The organism is Paenibacillus sp. FSL H7-0350 (assembly GCF_038593195.1).
In the GTDB taxonomy this organism is placed as follows: Bacteria; Bacillota; Bacilli; order Paenibacillales; family Paenibacillaceae; genus Paenibacillus_AQ.
On sequence record NZ_CP151972.1, the window covers coordinates 722,536 to 745,755 of the forward strand.

14 protein-coding genes and 2 pseudogenes are annotated in these 23,220 nt (G+C 52.8%); 14 read left to right on the plus strand and 2 right to left on the minus strand.

All coding sequences use genetic code 11. The features are described from left to right. The first annotated feature begins 123 nt into the window (after window positions 1–123). Window positions 124–735 (plus strand): lysozyme inhibitor LprI family protein, encoded by a 612-nt coding sequence (locus NYE24_RS03425; RefSeq protein WP_342478040.1) that lies wholly within the window; start codon window positions 124–126, stop codon window positions 733–735. A gap of 287 nt (window positions 736–1,022) precedes the next feature. Here the strand turns inward: NYE24_RS03425 and NYE24_RS03430 are convergent, their stop codons facing one another. Then, window positions 1,023–1,922: a DUF1835 domain-containing protein gene (locus tag NYE24_RS03430; RefSeq protein ID WP_342478041.1), complete on the minus strand. Its 900-nt coding sequence runs from the start codon at window positions 1,920–1,922 to the stop codon at window positions 1,023–1,025. 260 nt (window positions 1,923–2,182) lie between these two features. On the opposite strand from NYE24_RS03430, the pseudogene NYE24_RS03435 reads away from it, so the two are divergent. The 7 genes and pseudogenes from NYE24_RS03435 to NYE24_RS03465 all read left to right on the plus strand — a co-directional run. Beyond that, window positions 2,183–4,081, plus strand: a pseudogene (locus tag NYE24_RS03435) (rhamnogalacturonan lyase); the annotation flags it as partial. A 486-nt stretch (window positions 4,082–4,567) separates the two neighbouring features. Continuing rightward, a pseudogene (locus NYE24_RS03440) lies at window positions 4,568–7,384 on the plus strand (GDSL-type esterase/lipase family protein); the annotation flags it as partial. 63 nt (window positions 7,385–7,447) lie between these two features. Continuing rightward, complete coding sequence (locus NYE24_RS03445; protein WP_342478042.1) at window positions 7,448–8,578, plus strand: chitinase N-terminal domain-containing protein; 1,131 nt, start codon at window positions 7,448–7,450, stop codon at window positions 8,576–8,578. Between the two features lie 945 nt (window positions 8,579–9,523). Next, a complete protein-coding gene (locus tag NYE24_RS03450) occupies window positions 9,524–10,831 on the plus strand; it encodes a BNR-4 repeat-containing protein (RefSeq protein ID WP_342478043.1) in 1,308 nt (435 codons plus the stop codon). A 313-nt stretch (window positions 10,832–11,144) separates the two neighbouring features. Continuing rightward, window positions 11,145–13,766, plus strand: a complete 2,622-nt coding sequence (gene ppsA, locus NYE24_RS03455) for a phosphoenolpyruvate synthase (RefSeq protein ID WP_342478044.1) — start codon at window positions 11,145–11,147, stop codon at window positions 13,764–13,766. Between the two features lie 45 nt (window positions 13,767–13,811). Continuing rightward, on the plus strand, window positions 13,812–14,585 hold the full coding sequence (locus NYE24_RS03460) for an ABC transporter ATP-binding protein (protein ID WP_341025257.1): 774 nt from the start codon (window positions 13,812–13,814) through the stop codon (window positions 14,583–14,585). A 131-nt stretch (window positions 14,586–14,716) separates the two neighbouring features. Further along, window positions 14,717–14,914, plus strand: coding sequence for a hypothetical protein (locus NYE24_RS03465; protein WP_341025259.1), 198 nt, complete (start codon window positions 14,717–14,719; stop codon window positions 14,912–14,914). A gap of 166 nt (window positions 14,915–15,080) precedes the next feature. On the opposite strand, the gene NYE24_RS03470 is transcribed toward NYE24_RS03465, so the two are convergent. Beyond that, window positions 15,081–16,379, minus strand: coding sequence for an alpha-glucosidase/alpha-galactosidase (locus NYE24_RS03470; RefSeq protein ID WP_342478045.1), 1,299 nt, complete (start codon window positions 16,377–16,379; stop codon window positions 15,081–15,083). A 136-nt stretch (window positions 16,380–16,515) separates the two neighbouring features. Between NYE24_RS03470 and NYE24_RS03475 the strand changes: the two genes are divergently transcribed. From NYE24_RS03475 to NYE24_RS03500, 6 genes are all read left to right on the plus strand, one after another. Next, complete coding sequence (locus tag NYE24_RS03475; RefSeq protein WP_036690657.1) at window positions 16,516–17,406, plus strand: AraC family transcriptional regulator; 891 nt, start codon at window positions 16,516–16,518, stop codon at window positions 17,404–17,406. Beyond that, the gene (locus NYE24_RS03480) at window positions 17,403–18,152 is read left to right on the plus strand and encodes an AIR synthase related protein (RefSeq protein ID WP_342478046.1); all 750 of its coding nucleotides are present in this window, start codon (window positions 17,403–17,405) and stop codon (window positions 18,150–18,152) included. The genes NYE24_RS03475 and NYE24_RS03480 overlap by 4 nt, the downstream gene beginning before the upstream one ends. Window positions 18,153–18,552: 400 nt before the next feature. Beyond that, the gene (locus NYE24_RS03485; RefSeq protein ID WP_036690668.1) at window positions 18,553–19,362 is read left to right on the plus strand and encodes an AAA family ATPase; all 810 of its coding nucleotides are present in this window, start codon (window positions 18,553–18,555) and stop codon (window positions 19,360–19,362) included. A 246-nt stretch (window positions 19,363–19,608) separates the two neighbouring features. Beyond that, the gene (locus NYE24_RS03490; RefSeq protein ID WP_083677648.1) at window positions 19,609–20,574 is read left to right on the plus strand and encodes an NAD(P)/FAD-dependent oxidoreductase; all 966 of its coding nucleotides are present in this window, start codon (window positions 19,609–19,611) and stop codon (window positions 20,572–20,574) included. 74 nt (window positions 20,575–20,648) lie between these two features. Further along, window positions 20,649–22,073 carry a spore germination protein gene (locus NYE24_RS03495; protein WP_036690672.1) on the plus strand — a complete coding sequence of 475 codons (1,425 nt, stop codon included), beginning with the start codon at window positions 20,649–20,651 and terminating at the stop codon, window positions 22,071–22,073. A 34-nt stretch (window positions 22,074–22,107) separates the two neighbouring features. Continuing rightward, window positions 22,108–23,211 (plus strand): endospore germination permease, encoded by a 1,104-nt coding sequence (locus NYE24_RS03500; protein WP_179090358.1) that lies wholly within the window; start codon window positions 22,108–22,110, stop codon window positions 23,209–23,211. Window positions 23,212–23,220: the final 9 nt, after the last annotated feature.

Below are 23,220 nucleotides of genomic sequence, written 5' to 3' on the forward strand. Positions count from 1 at the left end.
CCCCAGGCCTTTCAAAAAAATGATTATATCCGGGTGAAATCAGGTAATAACTTTCAAGACGGCTTTTGAAAAGCCGGTATGCAAGAGAGTCTCGACTATAAACCAATGACAGGATGAGGACTTATGCGGAGAGCAATTCTAACAACCATGCTCATCTCCAGTCTGCTAATGGCTGGCTGCGGCAATAACGAGGCGGCGAATGGCAGTACGGCGGCTACTCCAGAGACCGGACAGGCAGCGACGGTAAGCCCGGAGGTTACGCCTGAACCCGCAACTGAAGCTACCGCAGAGCCTGCACCGGAAGCTACGGCACAGGCACCAGCGCAGACGGCCGCACCGGAAGCCACGCCGAAGGCCAGTGCGTCGGCAGGGGAACCCTTGCGGCAGACTTATTTTGACAAGCTGGATAAGATTGAAGAAGGACTTAGTGATCTGAAGTCTCTGTCGGACAGCGGCGTCATGACTGATATGAAGGCGGCCGCCTCCAAGGAGCATGAACGCTGGGACAAGGCGTTGAATGAAATCTACCAGACGCTCAAGGAGCAGCTTCCCGAAGCCGAAATGGCGAAACTGAAAGAGGAGCAGCTAAGCTGGATCAAGGAACGCGATAAGACAGCAGAAGAAGCGGCTGCCAAATATAAGGGCGGAACGATGGAGGGGCTGGAGTACGCGGCGACCTTGGCTTCAGTGACGAAGGAGCGTTGTTATAAGCTGGTGGAGTTGTATATGAAGTAATCAAATAGCGCAGCGGCTCTCTCGTAAGGAGGGCCGCTGCGCTATTTTTTGCCCATTTGAATGACCTGATGAATTGATAAGTGTATTCTGTACAATTAAAAACGGTGAAAAGGAAAGATTTTCTCTTCTAACTGTAGTCTGTACAACTAAATCTGCCCGAATGGTGTAGAAACAGGTATAGAAGCAAATTTAATTGTATGAAATGCAGTTAAGCGGATAATAGGCGGTAAATTAGACGATTTAGTTGTACAGAGTGCGATTAAGCGTACTAAATTAAATCTTGTAACTTAATAAATTTGTGCCCGCTTCAGCAAGAATTGATTCAAATCCCCTGAATCTCCGTGGGACACCAAGACGCCCCGGTTAACCAATACCCGCATTCTATGGAGTATAAATGAAGTGCCCAAGAACTGCTGCGAGATTTCGAACACGCGGATGAAGACACTCGCTGCACTTACAAACCCCTTCCTGACCTGATTGCGCTCTTGCTCCACTTCCAGTTCAATAACGGACCTCAGAATTAACTCATCCAGCGCGTTTTCATCACAGCTAATAATGGCGGCATCTTTCCACAGACGCAGCATTTGATTTTCCTCCGCCAGCCTGAGCCAATCCAATTCGTAGCTCCTTCTCTGATCAGATTCAAGAGGGAGGCCTTGACTGAATTTTTTCACGATAAACAAGTAACTCTCCCGATCGATTGCACCTCTATAAAAGGGTACGAAACCCTCTGTGCCATGAATTGCGGCTGAATGATATAGCTCAGTCACATTAACCATATGCACTGGCTGTATACGCTCCCGCAATACATGCAATACGAAACGCAGCCCAGTCTGGTCATGCGCATTATCTGCCACCCAAATGACGATGATCTTGTGGTGCGGGAACCTCTTCACGGTCTGAACCATATGGACAAGCCGATTCTCTTGGTTGTGATGCTGGATAATGCTGTACTCCTCATCATGTTCCATCATCCATAGATGCCTGTTCTGCATTCCGGGTACTGTGTCCAATCCTGATAAAGGCCCAATTGAGAATAATTCATTAAAAGCCAGTACGTGGTTAGTCTCACGTATACCAATAGCACTGAGCGTTACTTTTAAGGAACCTGCATCCGACATGCCGAAAAGAATATGTACATATTCTTGTTCCATTCGTTCATTTGAAACTCCGTGTGCCTTTGCCATAAACACTCTCCTAACCAAACATATCCACCATAATACCACATATTGGAACCCAGCTTACCCGTTATAAAAGTCGATTCTAGGCTGAAAGTGCTTTTTTTTGAGCAGAACGGATCCCTATTATTTGTTACGCTCCATATGAATGATACCAGGAAAGGAGGCGGGGGCGCTCAAGCTCAAGCTGGAAGACAACTAGGAGAGCATCTGCACAAGTTTCCCCTGATTTCTAAATTGATTTTAGAATAATAGGAGGAGTTAAGCCCATGGGTAGAAAAAAGAGGTCTGTTCAGAAATCATTGCTCACATTCTTATTATCCTGTCTGCTGGTCTTACCGCTTGCTCTCCCGCCCGCACCGGCACATGCAGCTTCTACCGGAAATCTTCCTGCCCGGCAGGCAGAATATCTGGACCATGGCTTGGTGGCAGTTCTGACGGATGGCGGCGTCTTTGTGAGCTGGAGGTGCTTGAATACGGATTCAGATGAAATCGCTTACAATGTCTATAAGAACGGGATGAAGGTGAACCCGGCACCGATCGTAGACTCTACCAACTATGTGGATACTACGGGGGCGGACAGCTCGCAATATCAGATTTCAACGATTGTTGCCGGGAAGGAGGAGATGCAACCCGAGCGGGCGGCGGTGTGGCATAGCTCCTATCTGCCGATTCCGCTCGATAAGCCTGAGGGTGGCCGGACCAAAGACGGGGGGACGTATTCCTATTACGCCGGAGATGCCTCTGTTGGGGATCTGGACGGGGACGGGGAATACGAGATCGTTTTCTTGTGGAGTCCCAGCAATTCGAAGGATAATTCACAAGCTGGCTATACAGGGAACGTCTACATCGATGCGGTCAAAATGGACGGCACCAAGCTCTGGCGCATTGACCTTGGCGTGAACATCCGGGCCGGGGCGCACTATTCGCAGCTGATGGTGTATGACCTGGACGGCAATGGCAAAGCCGAGGTGGTGGTCAAAACAGCGGACGGCACCAAAGACGGTCAGGGTACAGTCATCGGTGACGGCACCAAGGATTACCGCAACGACGGAGGCTATATCCTCAGCGGGCCGGAATATCTGACGCTGTTCGACGGCCAGACGGGTGCTGCTGTATCCACCGTGGACTATGATCCGCCAAGAGGCAATGTAAGCGCGTGGGGAGACGGATATGGTAACCGCGTCGACCGGTTCCTCGCCGGGATTGCTTACTTGGACGGCGTGAAGCCAAGCGTTGTGATGGCCCGGGGCTATTATACAAGAACAACGCTTACCGCCTACGACTACACGAATGGCGCATTGGTGAAGCGTTGGAACTTCGACACGAACGAAGCTGGCGCACAATATGAAGCACAAGGCAATCATAACCTGAGTGTGCTGGATGCAGACGGTGACGGAAGAGATGAGATCATGTATGGTGCGCTGGCGATAGATGATGACGGCACACTGCTGTATAGCACCGGTCTTGGTCATGGAGATGCGATGCATGCCGGGAAGCTCGATCCGAACCGGGAGGGGTATCAGGTCGTAAGTGTGCATGAGCATAAGGATGCTGCATACGGGCTGGAGATGCGCGATGCCGCAACAGGCGAGATCCTCTGGGGCCAATTCACCGGAAAAGATACCGGACGGGGCATGTCGGCGGATATCGATCCGGAGCATCCCGGCTATGAGTCTTGGGCGTCCAACATCGTGAACGGGCAGATGGACCCGTTATCCCGAGGCTACGCAGCTGACGGTCAGGTGATCTATGAACAGAATGAAGTACCGCGAAGCGCGAATTTCGCCATCTGGTGGGATGGGGATCTTCAGCGGGAGCTGTTCGACCACGACTGGAATAACACTACCGCGCAAGGCATTCCGCTGATTTACAAGTGGGATTACCGGAATAAGCAGCTGAAGGAGATTTTTCGGGCAGCAGGTGCGCTAACCAATAATCATACCAAAGGCAACCCGGCCCTTCAGGCGGACCTGCTGGGCGATTGGCGTGAAGAGCTGCTGCTGCGCAGTGAAGACAGCACGGAGTACAGACTCTATACCACAACAATTCCTACAACCTACAGAATCCCTACGCTCATGCAAGATCCGGTGTACCGGCTGGGGATTGCCTGGCAGAATGTGGCGTACAACCAGCCGCCGCACACCGGCTTCTATCTCGGGACGGAGGCCACCGCTTTTCCCAAAGCCAATCTAACACTGACCGGCGCGCCACAACCGCTGGAGCAGCAATACCACTTCGGGTTCGGTACGGAGCCTCCAGCCGGAACAACTTCTGTGCAGACTACGCCATACACGGAGGGAACGGGGTATGGTTTCGAGAGCATAAGCGGAATCACCTTGGGAGCGGGCCATGCTTCCCTGCCGGAGAATACCAAGTTTGCGGTGGACCTGCCGAATGCCAATTACAAGGTGACGCTCAAGCTGGGCAGCGGAGACAGAGACTCGAGCGTAGGGGTCAAATCTGAATTTGTGCAAAAGCTGGCGCTAACCCAAATCCCTGCCGGAACACCACTGCTCTATTCCTATGACATTGCAGTGGTTGACGGGCAGTTAGAGTTTATTTTCTCCGGTAAGGCAGCTGATGTGCAGGAGATTAAGATCGAGAAGTACCACGAGAAGACGCAGGGAACCGGAACAACCATCTATATGGCCGGGGATTCGACGATGCAGTCCTACAGCGGGATACAGGCTCCGCAGGAAGGCTGGGGCCAGCAATTCGGTAACTACTTCAGCAGCGGAGTAACGATCCAGAATGATGCCATCGGCGGCAGAAGCAGCAAGTCGTTCATGGTGGATGGCCGTCTGGATAGTATTCTGCAGAAGATCAGACCGGGCGATTATTTCTTCATCTCCTTCGGCCATAACGATGCAAGTATAGGCATCCCTGACCGTTATGCCTCTCCGGCAGATTATGCAGCGTACTTGACCCGCTATGTGAACGGAGCCAAGCAGCGCGGGGCCACTCCGGTTCTGTTAACGCCGGTAGGACGCAGGGACTTCAATACGATCACTCAGGAATTCAACGTAAGCTTTCCGGAATATGTGAAGGCGGCTCAAGAAACAGCGGCTGCACTGAACGTCCCGCTAATTGATCTGAGCCAGCTCAGCATTGCAGATTACAACCGGATCGGCCTGGCCGCTACGGAGAAGCTGTTCCTCTATGCTAATCCCGGGGAATATCCGAAGTATCCGAACGGGGTCAGCGATAATACCCATTTCAGCACCTATGGGGCACAGGTCATTGCCGGTCTGGTGGCTGGCGCAGTGAAGGACATGGGCCTTAGCATATCCCCGTTCGTGATTGATCCCGGTATTACCGAGCCGGAGCCAGAGCCGGAGGTACAGCGGTATGAGGAGAATTTCGAGGGCGATCCGGCTGCTGCCCAATACTCGATGGTGAATGCTACAGGCACTGCCGGAACTATGGCGGGGACGGTTACTGGGGAGAACGGGAACAAGGTATTGTCTGTTACGGGTTCCGGCTCCGGCAACCGCGCCAAGGTATTCCGCTTATTCGATGCGGTGAACGGCGACATTGTGAATGTCGATTTCAACTGGCATTCCGGCAATGTGGGCGCTGTCCCATCGGAGGGGCATCTGACTCTGCAGGATGCGAATGAGAATCTGATTTTCACCCTGCTCACCAAGACCGGAGCGGCAAGTCCGAATACGAACATTCATTATTTTACTGGTCCGTATACACCTGACTATGGTAACGGCACCACTGCCATTCCAGGGGGCGGGACAGCTACGAATATTCCCAAGAATCAGTGGGTGAATGTCAAGCTGAAGATTGATTTTGCCGGAAAAACCCTTGATCTCACCTTGACAAGTCTCGCTAATCCAAGTGTCACCCAGACGATCCGTGATATTCCGCTGAGTCCTGGCGTGTATGCGAATAACGTTAGGGGCTTGCGGTTCCTGGGTACGCGAAAAGGAGGAGGAGGCACGCTGAATTGGACCACCCAGATCGACAACGTAAAAATTGAAGGCACGAAGCTGCCGGCGGCAGCAGGCGATATGGCGGCGTTGATTGCGCTGCACAAGGAAGTTAAAGCTATCGACCTGGCATCCTACACGGAAGCCTCTGTAGCTGTGGTGCATAGAGCCTTGAGCGCTGCCGAGGCGCTGATCGGAACAACAGCCTCGCAGGCGCAGATCAATCATGCGGTGAATTTGCTGACGGTCGCGCGCGATTCATTGACCAGCAAGGCTGTGGGTGATATTAGCACATACGCCTTTGATTTTGGCTCCGGCAGCGTAGCAGACGGCTACACGAAGGTAGATGCCAAACGGGCTTATATTGAAGGGAACGCCTATGGTTTTGCCGACACCGCGCTGGTCCAGGACGAGAACCGGGGAACCGGCAATCCGCTAACCGAGGACTTTACCCGTGTGAACGGCACTTCGTTTCTGGTGGAGATGAAGCCGGCGAATTACCGGGTGACGATGACCATTGGGGATACGCAAGAAGTGACCCAGACTGCTGTTACAGTGGAGCAAATGAACAAGATGCCGGTCGCCACTATCCCGGCAGGCCAATTCAAGGAAGTGACGTATGATGTCGCCCTGATCGATGGCGCATTTAACTTCAGCTTCTCCGGCAGTACGCCGAAGATCAACGCGCTGAAGATTGAGCGCCTGCCGGAGCAGGGGGCGGCCGATAAGCCGACTCTATATTTGGCGAGCGATTCCACCGTGGCCAATTATGCGGAGAACTACCGTCCGCAGGCGGGGTGGGGCGAGACGCTGGGCCGTTATTTTGACACCGACAAGATTGTCATTGATAACCGGGCAGTCGGCGGACTAAGCAGCAAAACCTTTCTGAACGGCGGATATCTAAACGATATTCTGCTAGGCATTCATGAAGGGGATTATCTGTTCATGCAGTGGTCGCATAATGATTCGACGCCGTCCCGGCCGGAACGTTATCTTACCCCGGAGCAGTTCAAGGTGTATCTGAAAGAATATATTAACGGTGCTGTGCAGAGAGGTGCGATTCCAGTAGTAGTTACACCAGTGAACCGGAGGGATTTCAGCGGTGAGGTGCTGAACAAAAGCTTCCCGGCCTACGTACAGGCGATGAAGGAAACGGCGCAGGAGACGGGGACGCTGCTGGTGGATTTGAATCAGGCCAGCTGGGAGTATTTTCAGGAGCTGGGTACAGAGGGCACCAAGTCCATCTTCATGTGGACGGGAACCACGGAGGACAATACCCATCTGCAGATGAACGGTGCGATTAAGGTATCTGAGCTGGTAGCAGGGCTTGTGAAGGAGCTGAACATTCCGTTGTCCGCCTTAGTTACTCTTCAAGGAGGGCAAACGGACCAGACCCCGCCGCATACGGCTGCGGCAGTGAAGGGAGCGGAGCAGAACGGCTGGTACACATCGGCGGCAGAAGTGACGTTCACCGCGAGCGATGAGCAGTCCGGGGTTGACCAGACGTATTTCAAGGTGAACGGCGGATAGCTTCAGACCGGCAGCAAGCTGACGATAAGTGAGGAGGGCAAGCATACCCTGACCTATTGGAGTGTGGATAAAGCCGGTAATAAGGAGGCGGGGCAGACACTGGCGGTGGCTGTTGACCTATCGCCTCCGGCGGTTGTCATTCAGGGAGAGACACAGTATACGATTGATCAGCAGGTCGGGATTAGCTATACGGCTTCCGATTCGGTGTCTGGAGTAGCGGAACCAAGCGGCGAGTTACTGAATACACCTGCGTATACACTTGAACCCGGTCTGCATAGGGTGACGGCCAATGTTAGTGATTTTGCAGGCCGTGAGACTAATGTAGACTTCAGTTACAGTGTTTACGCTACGTTTGCGAGTCTGGCTGAATTGACCCGTACCTTCGCGGGTGAATCGGCTGACCCGGGTGCGGCAGCGCTTGCAGAGCAACTAATTGGTAAGCTTATGCAGTCGGAGCAAGCGGCAGGGGCGCGTGAAGGGTCGAAGGCCCGCTCGCTGCTTGCAGCATACAGCCAGGAAGTCAGCTCTGGGGCCGCTGCGGCTTTTACAGTGGAACAAGGGAATGTGCTCACCAGATGGGCCGCATGGATCAGCCAGAGTATTCCGCTTGCGGACAGCGCTCCAGGTATGCCTGTATTGTCGGATAATAACGGGCATGATACGGGGCTGCGGGACGGCGATTATACGGTTACGATGAATCTCTGGTGGGGCAATAATGGCACACGCTTCAAGCTCTTTGAGAATGGAGAAAAGATTGAAGAAGGCGCACTTACAGACCAGTCACCGTCTGCCCAGTCTGTACAGATCGATATTTCCGGCAGGCAGAATGGGACTTATGTCTATACGCTGGAGCTGAGCAACCCGCACGGATCGGTGACCAGCGCACCCTTGACGGTGACAGTCACCGATGCTTCCCCTGGGCAAGCGGTATTATCGGGTGATAACTGGGATGGGGACGGCAGCTATGCGGTTACGATGAATCTGTGGTGGGGAACGAATGCGGTGGAATACCAGCTGTATGAGAATGGCGTATTGGTTGATACCCAGACTCTACAGGCGCATACCCCGGATGCCCAGTCCGTAGTATCTACAATCTCCGGCAAAACACCCGGAACCTATGAATACGAAGCCGTCCTGCGCAACGCGGCAGGTGAGTCCAGATCCGCGAAGTTGATAGTAACGGTACGGAAGTGAGCGGTTGGCTGAAGAGCGAATGATGCGTGTGGTGATGTGATTGCGTGAACGTGTGAAATTTTCTAGAAAAGCCCGGGAAACCGGGCTTTTTGTGCTTTAAGAGATACATTTAGTAGCTTGGGCTGAGTGTGGATGGAGGAGCTTTAGGATGAGAGCCAGAAGGAGCGCCGTGAGGAGCGTCAGAAGGAGCAGGAGTACACCAGATTTCACCAGTCGCAGGCCTAAGGAGTGATGTGTGTCAAAAAGCGAATACACTGGGCAGGTGCGAGGTCCTGTAGTCCGGATGTAAGCGAAAAACCGAATAGAATGGGCTAGGTGAGTAGCCGAGGGCGGCCGAAGGAGAGCCGTGAGGAGCACTAGTGCCCCTGAGTTAAGCGGATGCAGGCCAAACAAGCAAATGAAGAGCAGAAGTGCCCCTGAATCCGCCATAAAGTGGGTGTTATGCTGAAATGAAGTGCACTAGTGCACTTCATTTCAGCGAATGTCAGCAAAACGGGCAAATAGGGTGCATTAATGCACCCGAATCTAGCGGATACGATGCACGTGAGCAAATAAGGAGCATTAATACCCCTCCTACACTGGACGCCGTCAATAGTAGCTGGGCGTTGGAATTCATACAGCTTAATGCAGCTATTACGATAAAAGCCCCCAGTTACAGCTATCTTGCAATAGTACAGTAACAATCCTTTAATCAGCATGCTATTCTTGGGCCAGCAACAGCAGCATCTAAGCGCACAGTAGCACACAGTGATAACCAGCAGTACCAAGCAAACTAATACCTGAATAGTTGCTGAAAGAGGAGGCGGGGCCGGAGATATATGTATGCGTTTACACCTGGACAGGTTTGTATTTGTTGATACGTTCACATTGCTGCCAGGTATCTATCTATTTCAGTATCTATCTATTTATGTACGGAAAGCGATGAGATGAAGGAGGCGTAAATAGTTGAAGCAGATCAGAAAGTTACAAAAGGACCGAAAGCCAAAGCGGATCAAACATTGGATGCTTGCTCTAGTAATGACGCTGCTGCTTACCGTAGTGCCTGCGGGGACGGGGAGCGCGGCGGCTGTGCTGGAGGAGGTACCTTTTCCGGTGGATTCCAGCAATCAGGCCGGCTGGTGGTCTCCTCTTGCCACTTATGGGCTGGGCTATGAGTATGCTTATATGGCCTATAATGGTCCGGGTTCGATCCCCGGCAAGCATACGGTAGCTATTGCAAGAAGAGACAACGACGGACTATGGAGCAAGCTTCCGCTCATGGACGGGACAACCCCTGCAGAATATCTGGACGATCTCGGGCATAACCAGCCTTCTATGGCGAGGGACGGGAGCGGGCGGTTCCACGTTTTTGCTTCCATGCACAGCAATGCCTGGCGCTATTACCGCTCAGATACCGTGGGCGGAATTCCGCAGAGCCACTCGGCCGATCTGCCTGCAGGTATGACGGTAACCTATCCGGTAGTGACGACTGCTCCGAATGGCGATCTGTATTTGCTGGTGCGTGTCGATAAAGACCTGGCTGGCAAAAGAGAGGCTGTTCTGCTGCGCTGGAACAATGCCGACTCCGTATGGACTCAGGTCAAGACCATTGCGGCGCATCTGAACCGGTCTGTCTATCCGGATGACCTGGTCTTTGACGCGAATGGCGATCTGCATATCTTGTTCGAGTGGGCGTACTTCGCCGCCAGCCCGCTGCGCCATCAATTGTCCTATCTGAAGTACAGCCCGTCCACGGGCATATTCAGCAAAGCGGACGGAACTCCGGTTACAGCGCCAGTCTCCCTGACTACGGCAGATATTGTGCAGCCTATGGCTCCAAGCGAAGCCTATGTGCAGAGTGGCAGCGACCCCGGCGGTCCGGGCGTACAGAGCGCCAAGATGACGCTTGATTCAACGGATCGTCCGGTGATCGCTTACCGTTACCGTGAGGAGAGCAGCACAAGCTTTGCTGTGAAGCAGGCGACTTACGGTGCAGGAGGCTGGAACTTGCAGACCGTCTATAACGCTGCTCCTACCAACGCGGCGATCGATGTGACCTGGACCGGAACAGCAGCCAGAATCTATTATGTCAAAAGCAGCGGAACTGACCGGGCGTTCATGGCAGTGAATACCGGCGGGGGCTGGGCGGAGAGCTCGCTTGCACCGGGTATCCCGGTTGAACGGCTGGCCGTAGACCGCAGTCCGAAGGGCATTGACACCTTGTATCTGGTAGATGTAACGAACCTTAAGCTCTACTATGGGCGAAATAACTAGGCTGGGCAAGGCGGGTTTCACCACTAGCTATCTAGCAAGTGGAAAAGGCATTGCCGTCCTTCTAAAGTACGGTACCGTTTCAGGGAGAAATAGATTCAAAAAAAGAACCCGGGCAAATGTCCGGGTTCTTTCATATTGCATATATACATACACGATGATATAATCAACTGCGACTATTTTTAACTATTTTAGAACAAAAATAAGACATCTTATATTTTTATCTTAACACGCCGCTACACGGATGTCAATTTATTTTTCCGCTCGATTTATTAACGGTTTACAGATTCTACTTCACATGTTAGGGGAGATAGGGATGCAATCACTGGTTCTAAGGCTTAAGGACATGGACAATGTACCACTGCTGCTGGTTGGCGGGAAGGGGCTGAACCTGGGCAAGCTGTCCCGAATGGAAGGCATCCATGTGCCAGAGGGGTTCTGTGTGACGACAGAGGGTTATCAGGAAGCTATCCGGCATAATGAAGCGTATCATGCTTTGCTGGAACGGTTAACGGTGATGCAAGCCAAAGGCCAAGACCCGGCGCAACTCCTGGACATCAGCAGAGCGATCCGCGAGACGATTGAAGAATCCGAGATTCCGCCCGGGGTTGTGGCAGCCGTTACACAGCAGCTCGCGCAGTTTGGGAACGGTACGGCGTATGCGGTGCGATCCAGTGCAACGGCAGAGGATCTGCCGCATGCGTCTTTTGCCGGTCAACAGGATACGTATTTAAATGTAATAGGCCTGGACGCCATTCTGGAACACATCCGCAAATGCTGGGCGTCGCTCTTCACAGACCGTGCGGTAATCTACCGCATGCAGCAAGACTATGATCACAGACAAGTCTATTTATCTGTCATTGTACAGAAGATGGTCTTCCCGCAGGCCTCAGGCATTATGTTCACTGCAGATCCTGTTACAAATAACCGCAAGCTGCTATCGATCGACGCAGGGTATGGTCTGGGTGAAGCGCTCGTCTCGGGCATCGTATCTGCGGATGTCTACAAGGTGCGGGATGAGAACATCGTGGAGAAGCGGATTGCCTCCAAAAAGCTGGCGGTCTACACTTTACCGGAAGGCGGCACGGAACTCCGGCAGCTTGATGCTGCGCAGCAAGGGGCTGAGACGCTCACGGAATCACAGATTGTGCAGCTTGCCCGGATCGGAAGGGGCATTGAAGCAAGCTTCGGGGGCCCGCAGGATATCGAATGGTGCCTGGCCGATGATATCTTCTATATCGTCCAGAGCCGGCCGGTCACTACGTTATATCCCATTCCGGAATCCGGGGATCAGGAGAACCGTGCATATGTCTCTGTCGGCCATGGGCAAATGATGACGGACGCGATGAAGCCGCTGGGCCTGTCTTTTCATCTGATGGTTACTCCTGCCCCTATGCGGGTAGCCGGTTCCAGGCTGTTCGTTGATGTCACCGCTTATTTGGCCTCACCTGCCAGACAGACGATTGTTGATACCCTTGGGAAGTCCGATCCTTTAGTCAAAGACGCGCTGCTGACGATCCTTGAACGCGAAGATTTCATACCCGTATCTCCAGAGCTTCAACCCTCCGCCAGTCCCGGTAAAAGCAAACCAGACATACCCGATCCCCATGAGCAGGCACCGCTCAAGTCTGATCCGGCGACCGTTACAGAGTTGATTAAGAATAACGAAGCCTCGGTTGACGAATTGAAGCAGGCCATTCAGGGAAAATCCGGCGCGGAACTGTTTGATTTTATCCGTGGGGATATTAAGGAACTCAAGCGGCTGTTGTTCGATCCGCGCAGTACAGCAGTGTTCATGGCTGCTATGGATGCTTCGGCCTGGCTGAATGAGCACTTGAAGGAATGGCTCGGCGAAATCAACGCAGCAGATACCTTATCGCAATCGGTGGACAATAATATTACCTCAGCCATGGGCCTTGCGTTGCTTGATGTGGCCGATGTCATCCGCCCTTTTCAGCAGGTGACCGATTATTTGCAGCAGCACGTACAAGACGGGGATTTCCTGGCCGGACTCCTTGCGATAGAAGGCGGGCAAGCTGCCTATGCAGCGCTGACAGAGTATCTCGGCAAATACGGGATGCGCTGCACCGGGGAGATCGATATTACCAGAACCCGCTGGAGTGAGAACCCGGTCATTCTGATTCCTATGCTTCTCAGCAATATCCGGCAGTTCGCGCCGGGGGCCGGCAGACAGAAGTTCCAGCAGGGGCTTAAGGAAGCACGGGAGAAGGAACGGGACATCATGGAACGCTTGCGGCTGTTGCCGGATAGTGAGGACAAGATGCGGGAAACCAGACAACGGATTGAGCTGGTCCGGCATTACATCGGGTACAGGGAATATCCGAAGTACGGGATGGTCAGCCGTTACCTAGTATACAAACAGGCGATGATGCAGGAAGCGGAGCGGCTCGCGCAGGCAGGGAGCATCCATGGCAAGGAAGATATCTTCTACCTGCAATTCGAGGAGCTATACGAGGCCGTTCGCACTGGTGTATTCGATGACGAGCTGATTAAGAGACGCAAGGACGAATTCAAATTAGCCGAAAAGCTTACGCCGCCCCGTGTCATCACCTCAGAGGGTGAAATTCTGTCCGGCCGGTACAGACGGGAGGATCTTCCGCCCGGTGCCCTGGCAGGTCTACCTGTCTCTACAGGAGTAATCGAAGGACGGGCTAGAGTGATCCTTAATATGGAGGAGGCAGAACTGGAGGAAGGGGATATCCTGGTCACCTCATTTACAGACCCCAGCTGGACGCCGCTGTTCGTCTCCATCAAAGGGCTGGTCACCGAGGTCGGCGGGCTGATGACACATGGGGCAGTGATCGCCCGGGAGTATGGCCTGCCTGCCGTGGTCGGCGTGGAGAATGCGACCTTAAGGATTCAAGAAGGGCAACGCATTCGCGTGGATGGAAGCACAGGATATGTTGAGCTGCTATAATATTTCATTAAAGACTACTACGAGGCAAGGGGGAACACCAAGAACATGATTATATCGCTTGAAAAGGTATCCTGGCGGCGTGAGCAGACAATGATTCTCCATGATATGAATTGGCAGGTACATGAGGGACAGCACTGGTGCATCGTCGGTCTGAACGGTTCAGGCAAGACGACCATGCTGAACGTCGTGAACGGCTACATCTGGCCAACCCAAGGTCAAGTAGAGGTACTGGGCCACCGCTTCGGCGATGTGGACCTAAGGGAGCTGCGCAAGCGGATCGGCTGGGTTAGCACCTCTTTGCAGCAGAAGCTGTACGGCCATCAGACGGCGCTGAACATTATTCTGAGCGGCAAGTTCGCCACGATTGGTCTATACGATAAGACAGAAGAAGAGGACGTGAAGCAGGCAGAGGAACTGCTGGAATTCCTGGATTGCTCGGCCCTGGCCACACGCACTTATGATACCTTGTCACAGGGACAACGCCAAAAAATTCTTATCGCACGGGCGCTTATTGCAAACCCTGAGCTGCTCATCCTGGACGAGCCTTGTACGGGACTGGATATTTTTGCGCGGGAGCAGCTGCTGAGGATGATCGAGAAGATCACCAAGCAGGAGGGGGGGCCGACCTTACTCTATGTGACCCATCATATCGAGGAGATTACTCCCTGCTTCACCCATACCCTGCTGGTTAAGAATGGGGAAATCTACAAAGCGGACGAGACGACGGAGTGTCTGAAGTCTGAGGTGCTCAGCGACTTCTTCGATACCCCGGTTGAGGTGCAAGAGCACCATAACCGGAGATGGCTTACGCTCAGTTGAACAAGAGGCGTTCCAGGAATCCAAGACAAATAGTGTTTTGTACCCGGGAGACATGCCGTGTCCATTCCATCAAGTCCGCAATATTGTGTAGGGTAGGACCACATAAACCACAATATTAGGAGGAATGACTTATGGGAGATGAAGGATGCAATCAGACCGCTTCCGGGGCTTGCTCACATGCAGAGGGTAGTAGTACAGTCGTTCTTGAAGAACACGTGAATTCTCATATCATTGGTTGTAAGGGAGAAACTGTATTTTTCGGTTCTTGGCATTTAGCGAATGGGAATGAATCCACTCAAGGCATGAAGATCTGGAACCGCTTCTGCTGAAGGCTACCGCGTTCTTGCGAGAATAGCACCGGATCAAATCCGAATTTATGTGAAGTAGAGACGATTCAGCAATCGGGCTCGGCTCAAAAATATAAAGCAGCGATTCTCCTTTAACGGAGGATCGCTGCTTTTGTTATGGAGGTATGCCTAAAATATAGCCTGGAATTTATTGATACTTCGGCAGCCAGTCTCCATGGGCCGTGATCAGATCATCGCACATGCTGACAATGTCGTCCATCGACAGCTCTGCGGCGGTATGCGGGTCCAGCATAGCGGCGTGGTAGATATGGTCCTTTTTGCGAGTCATAGCGGCTTCGATGGTCAGGAGCTGGGTGTTGATGTTGGTCCGGTTCAGCGCTGCACACTGCGGTGGCAGATCACCTACGAAGGTTGGTGTTACGCCGCTTCTGTCCACCAGACAAGGCACCTCGACGCAGGCTTCACGCGGCAGATTGGTGATCAGCCCCGTGTTCATCACATTGCCGCCGATCTTGAACGGCACATCCGTCTCCATGGCTTCAAGGATGTAGGAGGCATACTCATGGGAACGCTCATGCGTCAGATCCTGGTTATTCACCAGATCTCCGCGCATCTGCTCCCATTCCTTAATCTGTTCCACGCAGCGGCGGGGATATTCGTCCAGCGGAATCTGGAAGCGTTCGATTAGCTCCGGGTAGTTACTCTTGATGAAGTATGGATGGTACTCGGCGTTATGCTCGGAGGACTCGGTAATGTAATAGCCGAATTTCAGCATCATCTCATAGCGGACCATGTCGTAGTGAGGCTCAAGCTGCTTCTCGGCCGCACGCCGTTTGATCTCCGGGTACAGATCCTCGCCGTCTTTGGTGACTTCAAGCAGCCAGGCCATGTGGTTGATGCCGGCGATTCTGGCTTGAACCCCTGTCTTGTCAATGCCGAGGTGGTCGAATAATCCAGGGATACACTGCTGCACGCTATGACAGAGTCCAATAGTATTCACGCCGCCATAGGTGTTCATGACATTCGTCAGAACGGCCATCGGGTTCGTATAGTTCAGGAACAGCGCATCCGGGCACACCTCACGGATATCCGCTGCAAAATCCAGCATAACCGGAATGGTACGCAGATTGCGGAAGATGCCGCCAATGCCTACCGTGTCCGCAATGGTCTGGCGCAGGCCATATTTCTTGGGAATCTCAAAATCCGTAATCGTACAAGGATCGTACCCGCCCACCTGAATGGCATTGACTACATATTTGGCACCGCGCAGTGCTTCCTTGCGGTCGGTATACGTATTGACTGTACAAGTGCTGCCGCTGCTTTTCTTCAGATTCTGGAGCATGCTGGCAGAGTCATTCAGACGCTGGAGATCGATATCATATAGGGCAAGCTCGAAGCCCTGCAGAGCGGGCGTAGCCATGATATCTCCAAGGACGTTTTTGGCGAATACTGTACTTCCGGCACCGATAAATGTAACTTTAGACATAAGAGTCTAACCTCCTGTTGGTTGTGGGATATTAGGTTTCAGAAGCTTTTTTCGCTTGATTCATCTATAATCACTATAGAATAGAACCGAAGCCCCGCCTATGGAGAAAGACAAGATAGATATGGAGGAATGTTGCATGAATCCGGATCATTACGAGTTCACTCTGGCCATTAACCTGATACCGGAGGAGCAGGATTTGTCAGTGCTGTTCAGCGGCGAGGGGAGACCGCTTCCCGGACATACCATCGGACCGTCTGTACATGATTTCTACTTAATACATACCGTTCTGGAGGGCGGAGGCCTGTTCGAGTGCGGGACATTCGCGGCCGAGTGCAAGGCGGGAGATACCTTCGTGATTATGCCCGGGTCCTTATTCAGCTATAAGGCTGACCCGGATATTCCGTGGCATTATGCGTGGGTAGCCCTGCAGGGGATTGGTGTTCTGGATCTGCTTAGAGCCGTGGGCATTACCAGGGAGCAGCCCTTTCTGTCTTCCGGCAACGTCCCTGAGCTGCATAGCTTATATGAACGTATCCGGCAGGCATTCAAGCAATCCGCGTATCCGCGGCTGGAGAGTCTGGAGGCGTCAGGCTGGGCACGGCTGCTGCTGCATCAGTTCGGACGGGATAATCTAAGCGCCTTGCCGCCGAATCCGTCCGGGATGCCGGAGATGATCGACCGGCAGATCGACCAGGCGATCCGCTGGATCTCGCTGCAATACCATCAGCAAATCAGCATCGATCACCTCGCGTCCTCGCTTGGCTATCACCGGGTGCATTTATCCAAGGCATTCAAGCAGCGGACCGGCCTGTCTCCCAAGCAGTTCCTGCTTAAAATCAGAATGGACAAGGCCAGAGAGCTGCTGGGCAGCATGCTGACGATTGAACAAGTGGCCTCTTCCGTCGGCTTCAATGACGCCTTGTATTTCTCCAAGCAATTCCGCAAAGCTACCGGCATGCCGCCGAGCGAATACCGGATAGGACTTAGGAACGGGAACGAAAAAGATACAGGAGGATCAAGCATATGAAACCGCAAGTTCAGCGAATCCGTGATCTGACTATTGTGCGAAGAGAGGGGGGCCGCTTGCTGGTCATCGGCTGCGACTCCAGCGCCAGCATCGGGAATAAGCCGATGGATGCGGTGCAGACTCCCCCTGCTGTTGCAGGCTATTATGCTGCCAGAGTTGCAGTAATGGAGGTACTGTCTGTGGGGGCTGAGATCTTAACTGTCATCGATACCCTGGCGGTAGAGAAGGAGCCTACAGGGAATGAGATTATAACAGGCATCCACAAGCTGCTTGAGGAAGCCGGACTGACTGCCGCCCACGTGAACGGCAGCACTGAGGATAATTTCGTGACCTGTCAGACCGGTATCGGAATCACTGTGATCGGGGAGGCGGATGAGACGCAGTTGAAGCTGGGCTGTTCACAGGGCGGAGACTGTATCGTGATGCTGGGCGAACCGCTGGTCGGAAGCGCTGTTCTGGAGCAGGAAGCAAGCCAGTGTACCATCCGGCAGCTTCAGCTTCTGGCAGCTGCGCCGGAGGTCCATGACATTCACCCGGTCGGCTCTAAGGGAGCAGGGTATGAAGCGGAGCTGCTCGCGGAGCTGAATGGCAGCGGCTTCCGGCAGGTGCCTGGAATAGCAGATAAGCTACTGGCATCCGGGGGGCCGGCGACAGCAGTGATTTTTGCGGCAGAGGAACGTAGGATTAGAGAACTTCAGTCCAGAATAGGCGGCAAAATGGAGATTATCGGTTATTTGCAGGATTGACCGGCTTGCGGAAGGTGAATTCAGCGCGAAGAAGGCGGATTTGATTAAGCGATATTAGCCTTTCCGGGAACAAATGGATAAACGTATCTTAATTTTACGCTTTCTGCGGAATGCTGCGAAATAAGTGGAAAAACAGCATCTGCTGCTCATTGATTGGGCCACATCGGGTAACGAGTGAGTATTTAAGTGCCATTTTTCCAATTACTCCCCCAGCGTGGCCCATACGTTCCTATGCAAGTGGATGAAATCCAACTAGCTTCGCTCCCGCAATGCACATCCCAGGCTCAGCCGCTACCCAAGCGCAATGGGCAGTAGTAGTATAAACTAGTAATCAAACAAGTGGAACGGTTTTGCCACCCTGTTGACCAAGGTTACCATTTCAGCGAGAAAGGGGTCCCTCATGATCTACTTACGAAGCTTCAAGCTCTCCAAGGTTATCGAACGAAATCCTAACATCTACCCGGATTATGTACTTAAACCTATCGCGGGCGAGGTGCTGGTGTTTGACCGGATTACAGTGTTATATGGAAATAACGGCAGCGGAAAATCCACTCTGCTTAATGTGATCGCCAGCAAGCTTGGATTACCCGGGGCTGAGCGAATGACCAGCTACGGACATAGCATCTACGCTCAGCGCTTCTTGGAATTGAGTAGTTACCGGTTAGGGCAAGATGAGCAGGAGCGTAACATCAGAGAGCTTCCGAAGGGAAGCCGTTATATAAAGTCTGAGGATATTTTGTATGAGATCAAAAAAATCCAGCAAGCCTCCGTGCTGCGTGAGAGTATGGTGTATGAGCAGAGGAACGGGGGGATGAGCAAGAATCAGGCAGCGGAATATGAATCCTCGAACGCGTTCAAGAAGCAACTCGATAACATCCAATTCTCACAGGAAAAATACTCCAACGGCGAAACCTCAATGGCCTTCTTCGAGGAGAATTTGCAGCCGGGGAATTTGTATGTTTTGGACGAGCCGGAAACGTCGCTGTCGCCTGCCAACCAAATTAGAATAGCGGAGCAAATCAATGAGCTGGCCCGGTATTTCGATAACCAGTTCATTATTGCCACACACTCCCCCTTCATTCTGGGAACATTGCATGCTAAGGTCTACAATCTGGATGCCAGCCCCTTGCAGACTGCGGAGTGGTATGAACTGGAGAATGTACAATCTTTCTATCAATTTTTCAAGCAGCATAAGCATTTGTTTGAATGAAGCTGATAAGCGCCAAGAAGCGCAGGAATTGACATCATTAAAATTTAAAGTTATTATAGACACGCATAGTCCTTAATCGAAGCGATGCATATGTGTATTACAGATTGGCGACGCAGGTGAGCAATGGAGATACGGGGTCTGATTTTTTGCGCCATTCAAAGACTATGGAAGTCTCTAATATCCGTAAAATTACCTGTCGTCACACACCCGCACACATTACCCACCACACACAAGGAGGAATTACAAATGAAGAACCTGGAAAACGTTGATGCCGCAGCAAATGCAGATGTAGCAGATGCAGCCAATGCTGATGTAGTCATTATCGGAGGAGGGCCTGCCGGGCTTAATGCCGGGCTGATGCTGGGCCGGGCACGCAAACGGGCGATTGTCATAGATGCGGGGCGTCCGCGTAATGCGGTCACCCGGGAAGCGCATGGCTTCCTGACCCGGGACGGGATTGCTCCGTTTGAACTCCGGCGGATTGCCATAGAACAGCTTGGCGCTTATCCGTCGGTCTCACATGTTGAAGATACAGTTGTGTCCGTTACCGGTGAGGATGGAGCCTTCCTGCTGGAGACAGCTTCAGGTCTTAAGCTGACCAGTAAGAAGCTGCTGTTCGCCGCAGGTATGAAGGATCTCAGGCTGGATATTCCCGGGCTTGCCGAGGTCTACGGGAAAAGCGCCTTTGTCTGCCCGTACTGTGATGGCTGGGAATTAAGAGATCAGCCGCTGGTGGTCATCAGCAGAGGGGCTGCACTCATGCATCTTGCGCCGTTGTTATACGGCTGGACGAAGCAGTTCGCGGTCTGCACGAATGGCCCTGATGAGCTCACAGCAGCGGAACGCGAAGAATTGCGCGCTCATGATATCCCGTTATTCGCTGCTCCGATTCATGAGATTTCATCCAATGAGGGCATGGTTAACCATGTGAAGCTTATGGATGGAACAGAGCTTCTTTGTACAGGCATCTTCTTCCGGCCCGAGCTGGCTCCGGGAACGGATCTGCCGCATACCCTGGGCTGCCGGATATCCGAGCAGGGTATCCTGGAGGTTGGCGAGTCCGGTCAGACCAGCGTACCCGGAATATACGCTGCCGGGGATGCTGCCACGATGATGCATCAGTCCATAGCTGCTGCCGCATCGGGCGCGCTGGCTGCTGCAGCGCTGAACGGCGAGCTGAACCGGGAAGCTTGGAAGGCCGGGCTTGCATAATTCTTCCCCTTGTAGCAAAGGATAACTTTACTATGAATATGAAATTCAAAGGGTAGAGCAGGGAGGGAGTACAGATGAATACTGCAACGGAAGCAGAACCGAAGACCCAACTGACCCCGCTGCTGGCAGAGAATGAACTGGTGTTGCGCGGCGTTTTTGATGGCTGTGAGGATGTGGTGTTCCATTCGTTCCTGACTGTTCAACGTACTTCCGCGCTCTGTGTATACTGTACAGGATTATGTGATACGGAGCGGCTGGAGCAGCAATTACTGGTACCGCTGGAGCAGACCGGCCTTGCAGTTGAACCGGCAGTGGACGGGTCTGCTGAGGTTCCTGTCGCCTCGATTCAACAGATTAGAACTGTAGAACAAGCCGTTACAGCGATTCTGGACGGTGAAGCTGTGCTTTTGCTGGACGGCCAGGCTTCGGGTAAGGGCTATCCGCTATACAAGGTTCCCACCCGGACTCCCGAAGAACCGGCGGCTGAATCCACTGTGCGCGGTGCCCGTGACGGCTTCACTGAAGCTCTGGCTACGAATCAGTCTCTATTGCGTATGCGGCTTAAGACACCAGCCCTGAAGCTGCATTCCAGTACTATTGGAGAGTACAGTAATACGAAGGTTACCCTCGTATATGTGGAAGGTATTATCCAGCCGGGACTGGTCACTGAAGTTAATAAACGGCTAAGCCGCCTGAATATCAAAGATGTGCTGGAGAGCCAGTATATTGAGCAGGGCATCATTGACCAGCCCTTTTCACCGTTTCCGCAGATGATTGCTACGGAGCGCCCGGATGTGGTGGTCTCCAATCTGCTGGAGGGCCGGTTTGCGCTCTTGATTGACGGGACTCCCTTCAGTCTGATTGCCCCGATTAACATGTTCTCCATGCTGCAATCCCCTGAGGATTACTACGAGAACATTTACATGAGTATTTTTGTCCGCTGGCTCAGATATATCTTCTATGCCTTGTCGCTCCTGCTCCCCTCAGCTTATGTAGCCATCACCACCTTCCATCAGGAGATGATCCCCACCGTGCTGCTGCTGAGTATCGCGCGGGCGAGAGAGGAGATTCCCTTCCCGGCCCTGGTGGAAGCGCTCATTATGGAGATCGCCTTCGAGGCGCTGCGGGAGGCCGGAGTCCGGCTGCCGAAGCAGATAGGTTCCGCTGTCAGTATTGTTGGCGCGCTAATTATAGGCCAGGCTGCTACCACTGCGGGAATTGTCTCTGCTCCGATGATCATTATTGTGGCGATTACGGGCATTGCTTCCTTCATGGTTCCGCGTTATTCCGCCAGCATCGCGACCCGGCTGCTGCGCTTCCCCATGATGGTTCTGGCAGGCACGCTGGGGCTGATCGGCGTAATGCTCGGCATCATCCTGGTCGTCATTCATCTTAGCAGTCTGCGTTCGTTCGGCAGGCCTTATCTGTCACCGGCAGCTCCAACGTTCAGCAAGGGCTTGAAGGATGTATTGTGGATCTCGCAGCCGCGGAGCAAATGACGGCAGCGGGACTTCAACAGAGAAGAGGATACTTATGTTGACTGACAAAGGGAAAATATCGGTTACCCAGCTGGCCTTTCTTGTCTTTCCCTCCATTCTCGCTACAGCTATTCTGTCTGTCCCCGGGATTACCATGCATTATGCGGGACATGATATGTGGCTATCGCCCATCCTGGGCTCGCTGATTGGAGCAACGGTCATTGGGATCTCGCTTGGACTTAACCGGCTGTATCCCGGAAAGACCATTATGCAGTCCAGTCTGTTGATCGCCGGCTGGCTGCCGGGCAAGCTAATCGGGCTGGGTTTTCTGCTCTATTTGCCCCATCTGAACGGTCTGATTATCCTGGAATATGGCGAGTTTATTCTGAATAATGCGCTTCCTAAGACGCCGCTGCTTGTTATTATAAGCTCCATGGTTATCGTCTGTGCGATCAATGTCAGGCTGGGGATTGAGGTGGTCAGCCGAACCGCGCAGGTGTTCGTTACGCTGCTGGTGGTGATGCTCTGCCTGATCTTTGTCCTACTGACCGGGGAGCTGCGGCCCGCCGAGCTGCTTCCGTTCATGGAGAAAGGATTCGTGCCCATTATCAAAGGCGCCGTCGCTCCGTCTGCATGGTTCAGTGAATATATTGTGCTGGCCTTTCTGCTGCCCTATGTCAACAGTAAGAAACACCTTACCCGGACAATGCTGGTCTCACTTGTGGTCACAACTGCGGCGATGAGTCTTACCAATCTGTTCTGCCTGCTGCTGATGGGGGATTTGACGGACAGCTTTGCTTATCCGGTGATGATTGCTGCCCGTTACATTACCATTGCCGATTTCCTGCAGCATATCGAGGCTCTGATTATTGCGATCTGGATCTTCGGGATTTTTGTCAAAATCTCTGTCTTTCTCTACATCTTCGCCGCTTCGGCCGCAGAATGGTTCGGGCTGGACGATTATAAACCGCTGGTGATTCCGCTGGCGTTCTTAAGTATATTGTTCTCGTATTGGGTAGTGTCCGGTGCCTCAGGGGTCGCTGCGCTGGTGAGTGCTTCTGCGAATATATATACCATGTTGTTCCTGGTCGTGCTTCCTGCCGCAGTCTATGGACTGGCCCTGCTGAAGAGGGGGCTGAAGCGGCAGAACAAAGGATGAAGATAAGGA